The organism is Knoellia pratensis (assembly GCF_042666395.1).
GTDB classification, from domain to species: domain Bacteria; phylum Actinomycetota; class Actinomycetes; order Actinomycetales; family Dermatophilaceae; genus Knoellia; species Knoellia pratensis.
The window spans coordinates 603,426-620,919 of record NZ_JBHTDJ010000003.1 but is presented as its reverse complement, the minus strand read 5'-3'; the positions used below and the strand labels follow the sequence as shown (position 1 = coordinate 620,919).

General features: G+C 67.7%; 16 protein-coding genes. 10 read left to right on the top strand and 6 right to left on the bottom strand.

Annotation, left to right across the window (positions count from 1 at the left end; translation table 11 throughout):
• Positions 1-24: 24 nt before the first annotated feature.
• Positions 25-1,926, bottom strand: coding sequence for a translational GTPase TypA (gene typA, locus ACFQRE_RS12885; RefSeq protein ID WP_380122895.1), 1,902 nt, complete (start codon positions 1,924-1,926; stop codon positions 25-27).
• A 25-nt stretch (positions 1,927-1,951) separates the two neighbouring features.
• Positions 1,952-2,407 carry a (deoxy)nucleoside triphosphate pyrophosphohydrolase gene (locus tag ACFQRE_RS12880; protein ID WP_380122892.1) on the bottom strand — a complete coding sequence of 152 codons (456 nt, stop codon included), beginning with the start codon at positions 2,405-2,407 and terminating at the stop codon, positions 1,952-1,954.
• A gap of 194 nt (positions 2,408-2,601) precedes the next feature.
• Here ACFQRE_RS12880 and ACFQRE_RS12875 point away from each other — a divergent pair, with 194 nt between their 5' ends.
• The 9 genes from ACFQRE_RS12875 (at position 2,602) to ACFQRE_RS12835 (ending at position 11,448) form a co-directional block, all read left to right on the top strand.
• Positions 2,602-4,278 (top strand): ABC transporter substrate-binding protein, encoded by a 1,677-nt coding sequence (locus tag ACFQRE_RS12875; RefSeq protein ID WP_380122890.1) that lies wholly within the window; start codon positions 2,602-2,604, stop codon positions 4,276-4,278.
• A gap of 98 nt (positions 4,279-4,376) precedes the next feature.
• Positions 4,377-5,387 (top strand): ABC transporter permease, encoded by a 1,011-nt coding sequence (locus tag ACFQRE_RS12870; RefSeq protein ID WP_380122888.1) that lies wholly within the window; start codon positions 4,377-4,379, stop codon positions 5,385-5,387.
• Positions 5,388-5,391: 4 nt separating this feature from the next.
• Positions 5,392-6,399, top strand: coding sequence for an ABC transporter permease (locus ACFQRE_RS12865; protein WP_380122885.1), 1,008 nt, complete (start codon positions 5,392-5,394; stop codon positions 6,397-6,399).
• A gap of 16 nt (positions 6,400-6,415) precedes the next feature.
• Positions 6,416-7,438, top strand: coding sequence for an ABC transporter ATP-binding protein (locus ACFQRE_RS12860; RefSeq protein WP_380122883.1), 1,023 nt, complete (start codon positions 6,416-6,418; stop codon positions 7,436-7,438).
• Complete coding sequence (locus ACFQRE_RS12855; RefSeq protein WP_380122880.1) at positions 7,435-8,628, top strand: ABC transporter ATP-binding protein; 1,194 nt, start codon at positions 7,435-7,437, stop codon at positions 8,626-8,628. The genes ACFQRE_RS12860 and ACFQRE_RS12855 overlap by 4 nt, the downstream gene beginning before the upstream one ends.
• 138 nt (positions 8,629-8,766) lie before the next feature.
• Positions 8,767-9,624, top strand: a complete 858-nt coding sequence (locus ACFQRE_RS12850) for a trypsin-like serine protease (protein WP_380122878.1) — start codon at positions 8,767-8,769, stop codon at positions 9,622-9,624.
• Positions 9,625-9,729: 105 nt separating this feature from the next.
• Positions 9,730-10,038 carry a 4a-hydroxytetrahydrobiopterin dehydratase gene (locus tag ACFQRE_RS12845; RefSeq protein ID WP_380122875.1) on the top strand — a complete coding sequence of 103 codons (309 nt, stop codon included), beginning with the start codon at positions 9,730-9,732 and terminating at the stop codon, positions 10,036-10,038.
• Entirely contained in the window at positions 10,031-10,756 is a 726-nt protein-coding gene (locus ACFQRE_RS12840; RefSeq protein ID WP_380122873.1) for a VIT1/CCC1 transporter family protein, read from the top strand. Before ACFQRE_RS12845 ends, ACFQRE_RS12840 begins: the two co-directional genes overlap by 8 nt.
• Positions 10,753-11,448, top strand: a complete 696-nt coding sequence (locus ACFQRE_RS12835; protein WP_380122871.1) for a type 1 glutamine amidotransferase — start codon at positions 10,753-10,755, stop codon at positions 11,446-11,448. Before ACFQRE_RS12840 ends, ACFQRE_RS12835 begins: the two co-directional genes overlap by 4 nt.
• A gap of 167 nt (positions 11,449-11,615) precedes the next feature.
• On the opposite strand, the gene malQ is transcribed toward ACFQRE_RS12835, so the two are convergent.
• The 3 genes from malQ to ACFQRE_RS12820 form a co-directional block, all read right to left on the bottom strand.
• The gene (gene malQ, locus ACFQRE_RS12830; protein ID WP_380122869.1) at positions 11,616-13,748 is read right to left on the bottom strand and encodes a 4-alpha-glucanotransferase; all 2,133 of its coding nucleotides are present in this window, start codon (positions 13,746-13,748) and stop codon (positions 11,616-11,618) included.
• Positions 13,749-13,836: 88 nt separating this feature from the next.
• Positions 13,837-15,555 carry a monocarboxylate uptake permease MctP gene (gene mctP / locus ACFQRE_RS12825; protein WP_380122866.1) on the bottom strand — a complete coding sequence of 573 codons (1,719 nt, stop codon included), beginning with the start codon at positions 15,553-15,555 and terminating at the stop codon, positions 13,837-13,839.
• Positions 15,552-15,941, bottom strand: coding sequence for a DUF3311 domain-containing protein (locus ACFQRE_RS12820; RefSeq protein WP_380122864.1), 390 nt, complete (start codon positions 15,939-15,941; stop codon positions 15,552-15,554). Before ACFQRE_RS12820 ends, mctP begins: the two co-directional genes overlap by 4 nt.
• 300 nt (positions 15,942-16,241) lie before the next feature.
• Here ACFQRE_RS12820 and ACFQRE_RS12815 point away from each other — a divergent pair, with 300 nt between their 5' ends.
• Positions 16,242-16,856, top strand: a complete 615-nt coding sequence (locus ACFQRE_RS12815; RefSeq protein ID WP_380122861.1) for a hypothetical protein — start codon at positions 16,242-16,244, stop codon at positions 16,854-16,856.
• A 9-nt stretch (positions 16,857-16,865) separates the two neighbouring features.
• On the opposite strand, the gene ACFQRE_RS12810 is transcribed toward ACFQRE_RS12815, so the two are convergent.
• Positions 16,866-17,477 carry a hypothetical protein gene (locus ACFQRE_RS12810; protein ID WP_380122859.1) on the bottom strand — a complete coding sequence of 204 codons (612 nt, stop codon included), beginning with the start codon at positions 17,475-17,477 and terminating at the stop codon, positions 16,866-16,868.
• Between the last annotated feature and the right edge of the window lie 17 nt (positions 17,478-17,494).

The following is a 17,494-nucleotide window of genomic DNA, read 5'->3' as shown; positions in this document are numbered from 1 at the left end:
GAGGCATCGCCGTGATGCCCGGCCTCAGGCCTTGCGGCCGCGCGAGGCCGTGCGGCCGCGGACGGTCTGGTCGAGCTCGACCTTGCGGATGCGAACGGCCTCGGGCGTCACCTCGACACACTCGTCCTCGCGGCAGAACTCGAGAGCCTGCTCAAGGGTGAGGCGACGCGGCGGGACGACCTTCTCGAAGTTGTCAGCCGAGGAGGCGCGCACGTTGGTGAGCTTCTTCTCCTTGGTGATGTTGACGTCCATGTCGTCGGCGCGGGAGTTCTCGCCGATGATCATGCCCTCGTAGACCTCGGTCGCGGGCTCGACGAACAGCGTGCCGCGCTCCTGGAGGTTGACCATCGAGTAGGCAGTGACCGGGCCGGTGCGGTCGGCGACCAGCGAGCCCGACGTGCGGGTCGTGATGGTGCCGAACCACGGCTCGTAGGCCTCGAAGACGTGGTGCGCGATGCCAGCGCCACGGGTGTCCGTGAGGAACTGGGTGCGGAAACCGATGAGGCCACGCGAGGGCACGAGGAACTCCATGCGGACCCAGCCGGTGCCGTGGTTGGTCATCTGCTCCATGCGGCCCTTGCGTGCCGCAAGGAGCTGGGTGATGGCCCCGAGGTACTCCTCCGGGGTGTCGATGGTGAGGCGCTCGACCGGCTCGTGGAGCTTGCCGTCGATCTGCTGCGTGACCACCTGGGGCTTGCCGACGGTGAGCTCGAAGCCTTCACGCTTCATCTGCTCGACGAGGATCGCGAGGGCCAGCTCGCCACGACCCTGGACCTCCCAGGCGTCGGGACGCTCGGTGGGAAGGACGCGGAGCGAGACGTTGCCGACGAGCTCCTTGTCGAGGCGGTCCTTGACCATGCGGGCGGTGACCTTGGAGCCACGCACCTTGCCGACCATGGGGCTGGTGTTGGTGCCGATCGTCATCGAGATGGCCGGCTCGTCGACCGTGATGATCGGCAGGGCAATGGGGTTCTCGGCGTCGGCGATGGTGTCGCCGATCATGATGTCGGGGATGCCAGCGATGGCGATGATGTCGCCGGGGCGAGCCGACTTGCCCTCCTCGAGCGGCTTGCGCTCGAGGGCCTCGGTCATGAGGAGCTCGGTGATCTTGACGCGCTCGATGGTGCCGTCGTGCTTGCACCACGCCACCTGCTGACCCTTCTTGATCTCGCCGTTGAAGACGCGCAGGAGGGCGAGGCGGCCGAGGAAGTTGGACGCGTCGAGGTTGGTGACGTGCGCCTGCAGCGGCGTCTCCGGGTCGTAGGTCGGCGCAGGGATCGTGCTGATGATCGTGTCGAACAGGGCCGTGAGGTCCTCACCGTCGGGCAGACCACCGTTGTCCGGACGCTCCATGGATGCGCGGCCGTTCTTGGCGGAGGCATAGACGATCGGGAACTCGATCTGCTCCTCGGTCGCCTCGAGATCCATGAAGAGCTCGTAGACCTCGTCGACGACTTCCTGGATGCGGGAGTCGGGACGGTCGACCTTGTTGATGCAGAGGATGACGGGCATGTGGGCGGCGAGGGCCTTGCGCAGGACGAAGCGCGTCTGCGGCAGCGGGCCCTCGGAGGCGTCGACGAGCAGGACGACACCGTCGACCATCGACAGACCGCGCTCGACCTCGCCACCGAAGTCGGCGTGACCGGGGGTGTCGATGATGTTGATCGTCAGGCCGTCGGCCAGACCGGCATCGAGCGCCGCCTTGCCCGCGTAGTGCACCGCGGTGTTCTTGGCGAGGATCGTGATCCCCTTTTCACGCTCCAGGTCACCGGAGTCCATGACGCGTTCGCCAGTGGACTCGACAGTGGCTCGGGCCTCGAAGGCGCCGGCCTCCCAGAGCATCTTGTCGACCAGAGTGGTCTTTCCGTGGTCGACGTGCGCGACGATGGCGACGTTACGGATGTCGTCGCGAGTAGTGATGGGCATGATGCCAAGTGTCTCAGGACTTGGCTCATTGACGAAAACGGCACAACTCGCCAGCCTGCGCGACGATGGCATCCACGATCGGATGGTCCGCTGGGAGCCACTGCACGGCATACACATCGTCCATCGTCAGCCAGCGCAGCTGGTCGTGGTCCTCGAGGGGTTCCGGGTCACCTTCGGTGATCGACGCAAAGAACACAGACATGGCGTATGCCGTGCCCAGCGGCCAGCGGCCGCGCTCCAGTGGTCCTTCCACGAGGCCACCGAGGACGACCTCGACGCCGAGTTCCTCGACGAGTTCGCGGTGCAACGCCGCCACCGCGCCCTCCCCCGGGTCGATCTTGCCGCCAGGAAGTTCCCAGCCACCCGCGAGCGAGGCCGGCTCGGTGCGCCGGGCCGCGAGAAGAGCGGTCGGATGCTGCAGATCGTCGACGATCGCGGCGGCCACCACCTCGATGGGCGCCTTCGGCTCTGGGGTGCTCACGCCGCAGTTCCTCCTGACCTCTCGGTCTCACTCCGATAAACAATGCCGATGCGGGGGCCGACGACCGACGAATGTCGCTATGGTCAACCCGTCCGTCGCAGTGAGGCACGACACAGCCGCCTTGCTGACCGGTCGCACCATCCTTCGGGGGTCAACCGTGGCATCCGAGGTTCGCACATCCAAGCGAGGTATCGATGACGTTCAAGCGCAAGGCGACGCCGTTCGCCGTGCTGACTGTTGCCGCGCTGGCCCTGACGGCCTGCGCCCAGTCCGACCGGAAGGACTCTGACTCGGGCTCCGGCACGGGTTCTGGAGGCACGTCCACCTTCACCTTCGGCGCAGCTGGCGCGCCCAAGGTCTTTGACCCCTTCTACGCCACGGACGGTGAGACCTTCCGGGTCACCCGTCAGATCTTCGAGGGCCTGGTCGGCATCAAGGAGGGCAGCGCCGAGGTCGAGCCCGAGCTCGCCGAGAAGTGGGAGCCCGACGCATCCGGCACCAACTGGACCTTCACGCTGCGCACCGGTGTGAAGTTCAGCGACGGTGAGCCGTTCAACGCCGACGCCGTGTGCAAGAACTTCGAGCGCATGTTTGACCAGAACAAGGACGGCCAGGTGGCCGCTGAGTACTGGTCGGGCACCTTCGGCGCGTTCAAGGACAAGGCTGCCGAGTCGCTCTACAAGGGCTGTGAGGTCAAGGACGAGAAGACCGTGGTCCTCTCGGTGACCCGCCCGACGTCGGCGTTCCCGACGTTCCTCTCGCTGGACTCGCTGTCGATGCAGTCGCCCAAGGCGATGGACGCAGGCAAGGCCAACGACGTCGTGGCTCAGGGTGAAGGCTTCACCTACCCGGCCTACTCCAAGTCTGGCGTCGGCACGGGCCCCTACACGCTCGAGAAGTACGACGAGGCCAACAAGACGGTCACGCTCAAGCGCAACGACAACTACTGGGGCGAGAAGGCCAAGAACGCCAAGGTCGTCTTCAAGATCGTCCCCGACGAGAGCACCCGTCGTCAGGAGCTCGAGGCCAAGAGCATCAACGGCTACGACCTCCCGAACCCCGCTGACTGGAAGGGCCTCGAGTCCGCCGGCAACAAGGTCGAGATCCGTCCGGCGTTCAACGTGTTCTACCTGGGCCTCAACCCCATCAAGAACCCGAAGCTCGCCGACCTCAAGGTCCGCAAGGCCATCTACATGGCCCTCAACCGCGAGCAGCTCGTCAAGACCCAGCTGCCCGAGGGCGCAACGGTCGCGACGCAGATGATGCCCGACACCGTGAGTGGCTACAACAAGTCGCTTCAGGCCGTGAAGTACGACCCCACGGCGGCCAAGGCCCTGCTCAAGGAAGCCGGCGCCGAGGGCATGGCCCTGACGTTCGCCTACCCCTCCGAGGTGTCGCGTCCGTACATGCCCAACCCGCAGAAGCTGCACCAGGCGATGGCCGCTGACCTCGAGGCCATCGGCATCAAGGTCAACGTCGTCACCAAGCCGTGGAACGGTGGCTACCTCGACGGTGTCGACGCCAACGCCTACGACGCGTTCCTCCTCGGATGGACGGGTGACTTCGACTCGGCTGCGAACTTCATCGGCACGTTCTTCGGCAGCCTGGACGCGAACAACTTCGGTCTGGCCAAGCAGTCCTTCGGCCCGACCCTCGCGGCGGACCTGGCCAAGGCCGACTCGACCGTCGACGAGGCGCAGCGCACCGCGGCGTACGAGAAGCTGAACCAGCAGATCCAGGAGGAGTACCTCCCGGCTCTCGCGATCAGCCACTCCCCGCCCGCGCTCGTCGTCGGTGAAGGCGTCGAGGGCATCGTTGCCTCGCCGCTCACCGCAGAAGAGTTCAGTGGCGTGACCGTCGGCGGCAAGTGAGCTGACCGCTCGCAACCGTTGACGCAGGTGGCCGTCCCGGCGAAGACTCGCCGGGGCGGCCACCGTCATGATCACCGCCATTTTCCAGGGAGGTTTGCGTGCTGAGGTTCATCGTCAGGCGCTTGATTCAGATGGTCGGCGTCCTCGTCGTCCTGTCGTTGTTGTTGTTCCTGTGGCTTCGTGCCCTGCCCGGAGGGACCGTCTCGGCGATCCTCGGTGAGCGGGCGACCCCGGCGTCACGTGCGGCGATGGAAAGGGCCTTCGGTCTGGACCAGCCCGTCTACGTCCAGTACTTCAAGTTCGTCGGCCGAGTGCTGCAGGGAGACTTCGGCCCGTCGACGAGCGTCCTTCCCGGCACCGATGCGCTGGACATCTTCTTCCAGCGGTTGCCGGCAACCATCGAGTTGAGCTTCTTCGCGATGCTCTTCGCGATCGCCCTCGGCATCCCGCTCGGCTACTTCGCGGCCCGGCGTCGGGCCACCTTCTTCGACAACGCGTCAGTGATCTTCTCCCTGGTCGGCGTCGCGATCCCCGTCTTCTTCCTCGCGTTCCTGCTCAAGTACCTCTTCGCGATCAAGCTCGGCTGGCTTCCGGTCTCGGGACGTCAGGACGGCCAGCTCGGGGCGACCCGCGTCACGGGCTTCTTCGTCATCGACGGGTTGATCACCCGCGAGTTCGATGCGTCGTGGGACGCCCTCAAGCACCTCGTGCTTCCGTCGGTCGCCCTGGCGAGCATCCCCTTCGCCGTGATCTTCCGGATCACCCGCGCCTCGGTCCTCGATGTGCTCGACGAGGACTACATCCGCACCGCGGAGTCCAAGGGTCTGACGAACCGGATCATCCGTGGACGCCACATCCTGCGCAACGCGATGCTCCCGGTGACCACGACGATCGGCCTGCAGATCGGCGCCCTGCTCGCGGGCGCGGTCCTCACTGAGCGGGTCTTCTCGTGGGGTGGCCTGGGTGAAGCCCTGGCCCTGTCCTTCGAGCGCCGGGACTATCCGGTGCTTCAAGTGCTCATCCTCGCGGCCGCCGCGATCTATGTCCTCGTCAATCTGCTGGTCGACATCATGTATGCCGTGATCGACCCCCGAGTTCGGACGAGGTGACCGCATGACTCCCTCCCCGATGGATCCGCGCCCCAGTTCCAAGAAGGAGCGCATCGACTCCCTGGCCCGTGCCGGGACGGGTGGCACGGCCACCGCCACCGACGTGCAGATCGCCGACGCAGGCAAGGTCAAGGACACCGGTGGTGTCTCCCTCATCGCGAGCGCCTGGGCCCGACTTCGCCGCGACCCGGTCTTCCTGATCGGCGCCGTGATCACGCTCGTCTTCGTCGTGCTCGCCATCATCGCCCCCTGGATCTCGCCACACGACGCGACCAAGCGTGTGCCCGAGCTCCTCAAGGACCTGACCCCGGGCAACATCCCCGGACCCGCGCCGGGCTTCCCTCTCGGCTCGGACGAGTTCGGTCGCGATCTCCTGTCCCGCCTGCTCGAAGGTGCCCGGCAGACCCTCATCGTGGGTGTCTTCGCCACCATCTTCGGCCTGACCGGAGGCATCGCCCTCGGCACGCTCGCCGGTGCGTTCGGTGGCTGGGTCGACTCCGTGGTCATGCGCATCGTCGACGTGATGCTCTCCGTCCCGTCGCTGCTGCTCGCGGTCTCGATCGCGGCGCTCGCCCCCAAGCCGTCGCAGTGGACCGTCATCATCGCCATCGCCACGGTGCAGGTGCCGATCTTCGCCCGGCTGCTGCGCGGGTCGATGCTCGCCCAGCGTTCGAGCGACCACGTCCTCGCGGCACGGTCGCTCGGCGTCAAGGAGCAGTCGATCGTGTTCCGGCACATGCTGCCGAACTCGCTCGGTCCGGTCATCGTCCAGTCGACCCTCGTCCTCGCGACGTCGATCATCGACGCTGCCGCGCTGTCCTTCCTGGGTCTCGGCAATCCCGATGACCGCCAGCCGGAGTGGGGCCAGATGCTCGGCTCCGCCCAAGGTTTGATCCAGGACTACCCGCACCTCGCGTTCTATCCCGCGATCTGCATCATCATCGTGGCGCTCGGCTTCACCCTTATGGGTGAGTCGTTGCGTGAAGCCCTCGATCCCAAGAGCCGGAGGTGACCCGGAAGTGACCAGCATGACGACATCACCCTCCGCTCACTCGACAATGCGCACGAAGTCGGACGAGCCCCTTCTCTCGGTGCGCGACCTGCGCGTGACGTTCCAGCGCCAGGGGCAGGAAGCCTTCGAGGCCGTCCAGGGCGTCAACTTCGACGTCCGGCCCGGTCAGACCGTCGGCCTCGTCGGCGAGTCCGGCTGCGGCAAGTCGGTCACCTCTCTGGCGATCATGGGACTGCTTCCCAAGCGCGGCAACAGGGTCACCGGCACCGTCACCTATGACGGCACCGACCTGCTCTCGCTGTCGGACCAGCAGATGCGGGACAAGCGCGGCAAGGACATCGCCATGGTCTTCCAGGACCCGCTGTCCTCGCTCAACCCGGTCGTGCCCATCGGCATCCAGGTCACCGAAGTCCTCGAGCGCCACCGTGGGATGTCCCGCAAGGCCGCGACGCCCGTGGCCCGCGACCTGCTCGACCGGGTCGGCATCCCCGACCCGACGCGACGGCTCAAGGACTACCCGCACCAGCTCTCCGGCGGGATGCGCCAGCGCGCGCTCATCGCCATCGCGCTGGCCTGCCAGCCTCGTCTCCTCATCGCCGACGAGCCGACGACCGCTCTCGACGTGACGATCCAGGCCCAGATCCTCGCCCTGCTCAAGGAGCTCGTGCAGGACACCGGCACGGCGCTGGTCATGATCACCCACGACCTCGGCGTCGTCGCCGGTCTGTGCGACGAGGTCAACGTCCTCTATGGCGGCCGCATCGTCGAGCGGGGCGAGCGTCATGAGCTCTTTGCCGAGCCGCGCCATCCCTACACGCACGGCCTGCTCGCGTCGGTCCCGCGTCTCGATGCCCCCAGGGGCCAGCGACTCCAGCCCATCCCGGGCTCGGTCGCCGACAACCTGCCGTGGACCAGCGCCTGCGCCTTCGCCCCGCGGTGCTCACAGCCCATCGAGCTGTGCACGCAGGTCATGCCCGAACTCGTGGAGCAGCACTCGCGCGCCTTGCGCTGCCACAACCCCATGGAGGTGGCCCGATGAGCGCGCAGCCGGACGACAACGTGACCACGCAAGGTGAGCGCGGGTCCCACGCTCTGCGTGGGCCGGCATACACGGACAAGGACGTTCTCGTCGACGCGCGAGGCATCAAGGTCCACTTCCCCATCAAGCGTGGGGTGATCTTCGACAAGACGATCGGCCACATCTACGCGGTGGACGGCGTCGACCTCCAGATCCGACACGGCGAGACCTACGGGCTCGTCGGCGAATCCGGTTGCGGCAAGTCGACGCTCGGTCGCGCCCTCCTCAAGCTCGAGCCTCCGACCGAGGGCACGGTGTCCTTCGACGGAGTCGACATCGCCTCGCTCAAGGGTGAGGACCTGCGTCGCAAGCGCCAGGACATCCAGATGGTCTTCCAGGACCCGCTGTCCAGCCTCGACCCCCGCCAGTCGGTGGAGTCGCTCCTCTTCGAGGGCATGAAGGCTCACGGGCTCGCGAAGAACCCCAAGGAGGCCCGTCCGCGTCTCGTCGAGCTGCTCAACGCCGTTGGCCTGCCCGAGGCCGCGCTGGCGAAGTACCCGCACGAGTTCTCCGGTGGACAGCGCCAGCGCATCGGCATCGCCCGGGCGCTGTCGGTCAACCCCAAGCTCATCGTCGCCGACGAGCCGGTCTCAGCCCTCGACGTCTCGGTCCAGGCGCAGGTCATCAACCTGCTCGAGGACCTGCAGGAGGAGTTCGGGTTGACCTACCTCGTCATCGCCCACGACCTCGCCGTCGTCCGCCACATCAGCGACCGCATCGGGGTCATGTACCTCGGGGCGCTCGCCGAAGAGGCTGCGGCCGACGACCTGTATGCCACTCCCCTGCACCCCTACACGCGGGCGCTCATGTCGGCTGTTCCCGTGCCGGACCCGGTCGTCGAGGACGCGCGCGAGCAGATCCTGCTCACCGGCGACCTGCCCTCGCCCTCGAACCCGCCCAAGGGTTGCCGGTTCCACACGCGCTGCCCGTGGCGGCAGGAGACCAAGTGCGACACGGAGCGTCCGGTGCTGCGCGTGCCCGAGATCCCCGGTGTCGCCCAGAGCCATCGCGTCGCGTGCCACTGGACCGAGCAGATCGAGGCCGGAGAGATCACCCCGCACGCGGTCACGGCGACGATCACCGACGCGAGCGATCTCGACTCCGGCGCAGACTCCTTGATGGGCCCCGCGTCGATCTCCGAGGCGTTGTGAGTTCGCAGGTTCGGTGAGTTCGCAAACCTGTGAGTCCGCAGGCCATGTCACCAAACGACCCCGCGCGTGCCGCCACTGCGTGCATCATCGCGAAAGAACCACCACTCCCTGAGCACCACCATCTGACCTGGAGGTCACATGAACATCCGACGCATGGCCGCTGCCACAGCCATCGCCGCCGGCCTGGTTGCCGGTCCCGCGCTGGCGGCCCAGGCCATCACTGGCGGACAGCCCGACGGCGAGGGCCACCCCAACGTCGCCCTCATCGCCTTCTACGACGCGACGGGCCGCTACCGCTGCACTGCCAGCCTCGTCTCACCCACCGTCCTCGTCACTGCTGCGCACTGCACCGACGGCACGCTCGGTCGCACCGCCGTCACGTTCAAGACCAAGATCGCCGATGCCCCGCCGTCGCCGCTCCCTGTCGCGGCCAACCCGGCAGCGGGCTACACCGCAGCGGAGCTCAAGGCCGCCGGCTACTTCTCCGGGACGGCACACACCCACCCGAAGTACTCCGACTTCACCGACGTGAGGAACTGGAACGATGTGGGCGTCATCGTCCTCGACGAGCCGATCACGTCGATCGCGCCGGTCAAGGTCGCACCGTCGGGCTTCCTCAACCAGTTCACGCCGAACGTCCTCAACCAGACGCTCTTCACCTCTGTCGGCTACGGCACCGAGGTGCGACAGGCCGCGACCGGGCCCAGGAAGCCGACGCCGCAGTCCTACCCGCTGCTGCGCCGCGTCACGGACGAGAAGGGTCAGAAGCTCACGCCTCAGATCCTCCAGGTCAACGGCAACGAGAACGACCCGTTCGGTGGCGGTGGCACCTGCTTCGGTGACTCCGGTGGCCCGACGTTCAAGGGTGGCTACCAGGTCACCGTGACGTCCTACGGCTACACCAGCAACTGCCGCTACCTCGGCGGTCTGCAGCGCATCGACATCCCCGTCGTCCAGACGTGGCTCGCGACGTTCGGCGTCGCACCCGCGGCCTGACTGAACACCTGACGGTCCACGTGGTCGTCCCCCAGCGAGGCCGGCTCCGCTTCCGTGGAGTCGGCCTCGCTGGACGTCCGGCTCCTTTCGGGTCAGGCTGTGCGCATGAGCCGCCTGCTGAACGATGAAGAGATCGAGCGACAGCTCGGGGACCTGCCGCTGTGGTCGCGTGAGGGTGACACCATCGTCGCCACGATCGAGGCGCCGGACTTCCCGGCCGCCATCCGCATCGTCGACGATGCCGCAGAGGTCGCCGAGGAGATGAACCACCACCCCGACATCGACATCCGGTGGCGCACGACCAGCTGGTTGCTCACGACCCACGACGCTGGCGGACTGACCCAGCTCGACATCGAGCAGGCCCACCGGATCGTTGAGATCGCCCGACGTCACGGTGTCGCCGTCGGTGACTGAGCCGACGAGGTTGCTCGACGAGCACGACGAACCGCACGACGAGAGCGTTGGTGCTCGCCTCAACTGGCTCAGGGCTGCCGTCCTCGGCGCCAACGACGGCATCGTCTCGACTGCCGGCATCGTCATCGGCGTCGCCGCCGCCACGACGGAGCGATCCACGATCCTGACAGCCGGGCTCGCCGGGCTCGCTGCGGGGGCCATGAGCATGGCTGTGGGCGAGTACGTCTCGGTGAGCACCCAGCGCGACACCGAGGAGTCGCTCCTCGCCAAGGAACGTCGAGAGCTGCGCGACGAGCCCGAGGCCGAACTCGAAGAGCTCGCGCAGATGTATGCCGACAAGGGCCTCTCGCAAGAACTGGCCCAGGAGGTGGCCGTCCAGCTCACCGCCCACGACGCGCTGGGTGCCCACGCCGAAACCGAGCTCGGCATTGATCCGAATGCACTGACCAAGCCGATGCAGGCGGCATACGCGTCGTTCGTGTCGTTCACGGTGGGCGCGTTGGTGCCCTTGCTCGCGGTGCTGGTTGTCGGAGTGGGTGCTCGGGTGCCCGTCACGGTGGCCGCAGTCGTCGTGGCACTGCTCGGCACCGGCTGGCTCAGTGCCCGCCTCGGGTCCTCATCCGTTGGACCGGCTGTGCGCCGCAACATCATCGGAGGCGTTCTCGCCATGGCCGTGACCTATGCGATCGGATCACTCGTCGGGACCCAGGTCTCATGACGCGCTACCTCATCGTCCAGCACGAGGCCGAGGCGCCGGCCGGCTGGCTCGCGGAGCGCTGGTCCCAGCAGGGCATCGAGCTCGACGTCGTGCGACCCGATCTGGGGGAAGCCATCCCCGAGACCCTGAAGCACGATGCCCTGATCGTGCTCGGCGGCGCGATGAACGCCAACGGCGACGAGCACTACCCGTGGCTCGCCCCGACCAGGGATCTGCTGCGTACGGCGGTCGCGCACGGCACGCCCACTCTGGGTGTCTGCCTCGGCCACCAGTTGTTGGCAGTCGCCCTCGGGGGCGAGGTCATCGTCAACCCAAGGGGCCGAGTCGTCGGCCTGGTTCCGTTGTCCCTCAACGCTGATGGCGATGAGGACCCGCTGCTCGCGGGGCTCTCCGGCCGCGAGGTCGTGCACTACAACGGCGACGTGGTGAGCCGCCTCCCCGAGGGTGCCACCGTCCTCGCGACGTCACCTGATGGGTCCCCACAAGCCGTTCTCTACGGACCGCGAGCTTGGGGTGTGCAGTTCCACCCGGAGACCACCCCGGAGGTGTTCAAGGACTGGATGGCGACCTTCCAGCCCGAGGGCGACGAGCCCGAGGACGGCGCGCAGACGTGGCTCGCCGAGGTGGAGTCACGCCGCGACTCGCTCCAGGCCACGGGGTATGCCGTGGCCGACGCCTTCGCGCGCGCCTGACCGTCGCCTCAGCCCCCGTGGCGTTCCGACCCCTCGCGTTCCGCACGACGCGCTAGCTGCCCTGCGTCCTTCGCGCGACGTTCGTCCTGGACGCACCTTTGTCTGTTGGTGCGCGAAGGACTTCGGTCAGACGCACGTCGCGCGGAACGCCATGGGGGCTCCGCGCGTCAGTCGCCGGCTGTGGCTTGGAAGAGGACGTTGGCGAACTCGGACCGGGTGGCGGCCTCGAGAGAGATGGCCGTGCCGTCGGGGCCGGCCAGGGGCAGGTCCCAGTTGGGGTACTCGTCATCGGTGCCGGGCTGGTTGATGGCGCGGCGGTCGCCCACGACGTCGGCGAGGGAGACGGCGCGCAGGACGCTCGGGGTGTGGCCGAGCCAGCGGTGCATGGCCTCGATGACTGAGGGAAGTCCCGCGGCCGGTTCGAGCCAGCCTCGGGCGACGAGGGCGGCGCGGACCTTGGCGATCGACTGCTCCTCATGGGCCCGTTCCTCCTCGACGGGACGGGTGAGCAGGCCGAGGCGCTCGCGGATGTCGACGTGTTCGAGGGTGAGGAAGCCTGCGGTGGGCGGCAGGTCGTGCGTCGTCACGGACGACAGGCACAGCTCGCGATAGTCCTCGGGCGGGGTGGGGGCGTCGTCCGTGTTCTCGAACCACATGATGCTCGTGCCGAGGACTCCACGCTCCTGGAGGTAGTCGCGGGTGTTGGCCGGAACGACCCCGAGGTCTTCGCCGATGACGACGGCGCCAGCGCGCTGGGCCTCGAGGCAGAGGATGCCGATGAGGGCCTCGTGGTCGTAGGTGACATAGGTGCCGTCGGCCGGGGTCAGGCCTTCGGGGATCCACCAGAGGCGGAACAGCCCGATGACGTGGTCGACCCGGATCCCGCCGGAGTCGCGCAGGATCGAGCGGACCATGTCGCGAAAGGGCGCGTAGCCGAGCTCGGCGAGCCGCTCGGGATGCCACGGTGGTTGGGACCAGTTCTGGCCGAGCTGGTTGAACTGGTCGGGCGGCGCGCCGACAGTGACCCCGACGGCGAGCGCATGCGCCAGGCCCCAGGAGTCGGCGCCGTGCGGGTGGACGCCGACAGCCAGGTCATGGACGACGCCGAGTGACATGCCGGCGTTCTTGGCCTCCCGCTGGACCTCGCCGAGCTGGCGGTCGAGCAGCCACTGCAACCACATGTGGAAGCGCACGCGGTCGTGCTGGCTCACGGCGAACTCGGCGACCGCGGGGTTGGTGGGGTCCTGGTACTCGGTCGGCCACTGCGACCAGAGCTGACCGTGCCGCTCGGCCAGTGCGCACCAGGTGGCGAAGGTCGACAGACCATCGCCCTCGCGTTCGCGGTAGCGGTCGAAGTCGCGCGCTCGGCGCCCCTCGAGACCCACGGCGTGGACGAGCCCGAGCGCCTCACCCTTGGCCGCCCACGCGCCGTCGCGGTCGATCAGGTCAGCAGCATTGAGCGCCTGCGCCCGGGCCGCGAGCGCAGCCACGCGGGCACGGGACTTCTCGTCGAGGCGCACCAGCTCGGGGATGTCCTCGACGTGCAGGTAGATCGGGTTGACGAAGCGCCGCGTCGTCGGGAGGTAGGGCGACTCCTCCATCGGCGCAACCGGTTCGGCCGCGTGGAGGGGGTTGACGAGGACGAACTCGGCTCCGAGGTCAGTGGCAGCCCACGACGCAAGGTCGCCCAGGTCCGCGAGGTCGCCGACTCCCCAGGAGCCCGCCGAGCGCACTTGGTAGATCTGCGTCATCAGGCCCGTGGCCCCGCCATGGCGCAGGACCTCGGGCAGCTCGAGCCGACCCGGGGTGACGACGAGGGTCGAGAGTTCGCTGCCCTCCAGCACGGCGGGCTGGTCGAGGTGGGCGATGAGGCGGTGCCATCCGGTTGGCAAGTCACCTGGCAGCTCGAACGTGGCCTCTCCGATCTCACGACCGTCCACCACACGCGGGTGGACCCACCGTTCGACCTGCGGCACCTCACGCGTGGTGCCGTCCTCGAGCTCGACGGTGAGGGAGACGGTGGAGCCGTTGGGCACATGCGCATGGATCCACGGAGTCCAGCCCTCACGGCATACCACGGTTGCCGGCAGGGTGCGACGCCACGGGCGGTTGTCGACATCGGCCAGAGCGGATGCGACCGACTCCTCGGAGCCGACCTCGACGCCGAGGGCGGTGAGGACACTGCGGAGCGCCGTGTCACCGATGACGGTGTGGGCGCCCTTCCAGTCGACGAACTCGGTCGCCACCCCGTGGGCTCGGGCGAGCTCGAGGAGGGCATCGGACGGCGCGACCGGAGACATGGCTCCATCCTGCCCGCCCTAGACCAGGGACACGCGCAGGGCGCCGTCGCAAGTGCGACGACGCCCTGGGCTCAGCTCCGGACCGGGGTCAGGGGCTGGGCGTGCTCTCGCGGGCACCCAGCGCCAGCTTCTCGACGCGGGGGTCGCCGGCGTCGGCGAAGTAGTCGCCCTTGATCGTGTCGTCGTGCCCGTTGGACACCTTCATCGCATTGAGGACGCCGCTCAGGATCGCCGCGATGATCAGGTTGATGGCGAACGCCGTCATGGCGATGTAGCCCATCTGGGCGATGCCCGGGATGTTGGCCAGGGACCCACCGAAGTGGCTGCCGGTCACGGGGTTGACCACGTTGTAGGCGGACCAGGTGCCGTAGACCATGCCGACAGCCCAGCCGGCGAGGAGGGCCCACCGGTGGAACCACCGGGTGTAGAGACCGAACACGATCGCCGGGAACGTCTGGAGGATCCAGATGCCACCCAGGAGCTGGAAGTTGATCGCGTTCTGCTTGTCGAGGAGCAGGACGAAGACCAGCGCAAAACCTTTGACCACGAGGGACACGAGCTTGGAGACCTTGGCCTCCTGCTGGGGGGACGCGTCAGGCTTGATCCACTCCTTGTAGATGTTGCGGGTGAAGGTGTTCGCCGCCGCGATCGACATGATCGCCGCAGGCACGAGGGCACCGATGGCGATCGCTGCGAACGCGATCCCCGCGAACCAGCTCGGGAACATGTCCTCGAACAGCTGAGGGATGACGAGCTGTGCGTTGGGCTTGCCATCGAGCCCAATGGGCTTGGTACCAGCTGCGATTGCCACCCAACCCAGCAGCGCGAGCAACCCGAGGACGAAGGAGTATGCCGGCAGGATGGCCGCGTTGCGTCGGATCGTGTTGCGGCTGCTGGACGACAGGCTCGCCGTGATCGAGTGGGGGTACATGAACAGGGCCAGGGCCGAGCCGAGGCCGAGGGTGGCGTAGGCCCACATCTGCTGGCTACCCGGAATGAAGGCACCCACCGGTTTGCCCGTCGCCGGGTTGGGCGACGTCATCTTCTTCTCGGCCGCACCGAAGATCGCCTCCCAGCCACCGACCTTGGTCGGCAGGTAGATGATCGCGACGATGATGACGAGGTAGATCAAGCCATCCTTGACGAAGGCGATCATCGCGGGGGCGCGCAGCCCACTGCTGTAGGTGTAGGCCGCCAGAAGCGCGAAGGCGATGAACAGCGGTGCGTCCTTGGCGACCCAGTTGTCGCCACCGCCAACACCGGTCACCTCAAGGACGGCCTGGATGCCGACGAGCTGGAGGGCGATGTAGGGCATCGTCGCGAGGAACCCGGTCACGGCGACCGCGAGCGAGAGCTCGCGACTGCCATAGCGGCCCTTCACGAAGTCAGCCGGAGTGACGTAGCCGTGCCGGTGGCTCACCGACCACAACCGCGACATGAAGACGAAGATGATCGGGTACAGCACGATCGTGTAGGGCACGGCGAAGAACCCGGACACGGATCCGAGCGCGAACATCGCAGCCGGGACCGCAACGAACGTGTATGCCGTGTAGAGGTCACCTCCGAGAAGGAACCACGTCACCCAGGTGCCGAACGAGCGGCCACCGAGGCCCCACTCGTCGAGCGACTCCATGCTGTCGGGCCGGCGCCAGCGCGTCGCCAGGAAGCCCATGACCGTGACGACGAGGAACAGCACGATGAGGATGGTGAGGGCGACGTAGTTCACGCCACTCGGATTCGCTGCGGGAAGTGCTGCGGGAAGCTCTGCGGGAACTGCCGCTGGAAGTGCTGTGGCCAACGTGGTCATCGGTTGCCTTCCTCGGCGTCGAAGGGCTGGCCGTCGTGCAGGTCGGCGTCGGTGGTGTCACCGATCGCCGCACCCCGCTCGTGGCGGCCGTGCCCGGGGTGAGCGGTCTTGCGCGAGTGGCGCTCGGCGTCACCCATGGGGCGGTGGGGGCGCGCCTTGAGCACGAGTTTGTAGGCAGTCCACGTCATCGCCGAACACAAAAACACCCAGAGGAACTGGTACCAGATGAAGAACGGGAAGCCCCACAGTCGCGGCTCGGCCTTGCTGTAGGAACTGACCCACATCAGGGCGACGATGGGGGCGAGCAGCAGGACGCCGGCCACTGCCAGCAACCCCTTGTTGGCAGGTGGGACCGTGTCATGGTCCACGACCTCGTGTTCGTCCACGAGCAACCCTCTTTCGGTCGGATGCGAGCGCCGTTGCGCGCACCCGCGAACACTAGACCCCGACGTGGCCCACGTCACAGGGGCGCGCCGGTTTCTTTCGGCAAGCGGTGCTCCGGCGCGGCGGAAAGTGCCTTGCCGCGTCATCGGCAACTACAGGCACGGCAACGAGCGGACCGCCAAGAACCAGCCCCGCAACCGCTGACCTGCTCCGGTATGCCGGCCGCCCACCTCACGCACGCGCATGCCACCCTTCGGTGACGGCCGGCGGACAGAGCGGGCCAACGGCGGGTAAAGGACGCGATGCAGACCAGCGACGGCGGTGCCCTGCGCTTCACTCCGGATGGCCGGCGACGCCGGCCTCGCTCACAGCCCACGGGGAGCCGCGCCAGCGCAGCGGCCGGCGCCATCGTCGTCGGAGGCCTCAGTCTGCGCGCGATGGACCTCGGCGCCGGGCTGTGGATCGCGGGAATCACGGTCGTCGTCACCCTCGTGGCCGTGACTGTGTGGCGGTGGTGCCTGCCTCGAGCAGTGAGCCTCACCGTCGCCCCCGACACGGTGACCTATCGGCGGTTCGGTCGGAGCACCACGATCGCGCGCGGCCCGGGCACGGTCGCCGTCGCGACCCTCATCACCCACTCGAGCGCGTCCCTGACCACGCGCTACCTGTGCCTGCGCGGCGACGGTGGGCAGTTCGCGGTGAACCTCGACCCGTGGTCCGACCTGGACCGCACCGAGATGGTGCTCGCCACCGGAGCAGCGGACCGGACCGAGACGGCGGTCCCCGTTGCTGTCTTCGACGCCGAGTTCCCGGGCCTGCTTCCGGGCCACGTCCTGCACCCACACAGATTCGCGCTGATCTTCATCGTGGTCGCCGTAGCCGTCATTATCGGTGTGACAGCCCTCCTGCAGCTCTGACCCGGGGCCTCACTCGTCGAGGGAAGTACGCAGGTGCGCGATGGCTGCGGCAGCGTTGTCGTCACGCACCTTGAGGGGCACAGGAGGCAGCAGGTCGTCCCAGACCGCCATGTAGGTGCCGCGCAGCTGAGTCATGCCCAAGGGTCGTGCGATGAACCAGACGTGCGCGTGTGAGCCTCCATCACCCCAGCGGCTGATGTGGCAGCGACCCACGCTGGGCAGCGACTCGATCGCTCTCACCAGCGCAACGGTCCGCACACCGAACTCGGCCGCCTGCTCCGTCGTGAGGTCGTCGAGGTCGACGTGCTCCTGGGGCTCGAGCACGAGGATGAGGGGGCTGCCCGAGGGCGGCGCGACCTTGACCTGCCAGCCCTCGTCCGTCCACACGACATCCCACCCACCATCCGACAGGTCACCCCGACACGGACACTCCGGCCCACCGGGTTCGCCCATCCGCGGCACCTCTTTGGCGAGTGGGCCGAGCGCCTTGACGCGCAGGTCACTCGACTCGAACGGGAAGACGTCCCAGGCCGGCATACCCGAATCGTCGAGCGGCAGGCGACCGTCATGTGTCTGGGCGGCAAAGGCTCGGGCGGCAAACTCTTCGATCGACTCAGGCATACCCAGACCCTAGGTCT

What these genes read in the sequence shown, in the direction of transcription:
- ACFQRE_RS12845 (WP_380122875.1), top strand. Translation starts at nt 9,730, where the DNA reads ATGAGCCGCCTGCTGAACGATGAAGAGATCGAGCGACAGCTCGGGGAC.
- ACFQRE_RS12810 (WP_380122859.1), bottom strand. Translation starts at nt 17,477, where the DNA reads ATGCCTGAGTCGATCGAAGAGTTTGCCGCCCGAGCCTTTGCCGCCCAG.
- ACFQRE_RS12865 (WP_380122885.1), top strand. Translation starts at nt 5,392, where the DNA reads ATGACTCCCTCCCCGATGGATCCGCGCCCCAGTTCCAAGAAGGAGCGC.
- ACFQRE_RS12815 (WP_380122861.1), top strand. Translation starts at nt 16,242, where the DNA reads ATGCAGACCAGCGACGGCGGTGCCCTGCGCTTCACTCCGGATGGCCGG.
- mctP (WP_380122866.1), bottom strand. Translation starts at nt 15,555, where the DNA reads ATGACCACGTTGGCCACAGCACTTCCAGCGGCAGTTCCCGCAGAGCTT.
- ACFQRE_RS12875 (WP_380122890.1), top strand. Translation starts at nt 2,602, where the DNA reads ATGACGTTCAAGCGCAAGGCGACGCCGTTCGCCGTGCTGACTGTTGCC.
- ACFQRE_RS12850 (WP_380122878.1), top strand. Translation starts at nt 8,767, where the DNA reads ATGAACATCCGACGCATGGCCGCTGCCACAGCCATCGCCGCCGGCCTG.
- ACFQRE_RS12835 (WP_380122871.1), top strand. Translation starts at nt 10,753, where the DNA reads ATGACGCGCTACCTCATCGTCCAGCACGAGGCCGAGGCGCCGGCCGGC.
- malQ (WP_380122869.1), bottom strand. Translation starts at nt 13,748, where the DNA reads ATGTCTCCGGTCGCGCCGTCCGATGCCCTCCTCGAGCTCGCCCGAGCC.
- ACFQRE_RS12860 (WP_380122883.1), top strand. Translation starts at nt 6,416, where the DNA reads ATGACGACATCACCCTCCGCTCACTCGACAATGCGCACGAAGTCGGAC.
- ACFQRE_RS12855 (WP_380122880.1), top strand. Translation starts at nt 7,435, where the DNA reads ATGAGCGCGCAGCCGGACGACAACGTGACCACGCAAGGTGAGCGCGGG.
- typA (WP_380122895.1), bottom strand. Translation starts at nt 1,926, where the DNA reads ATGCCCATCACTACTCGCGACGACATCCGTAACGTCGCCATCGTCGCG.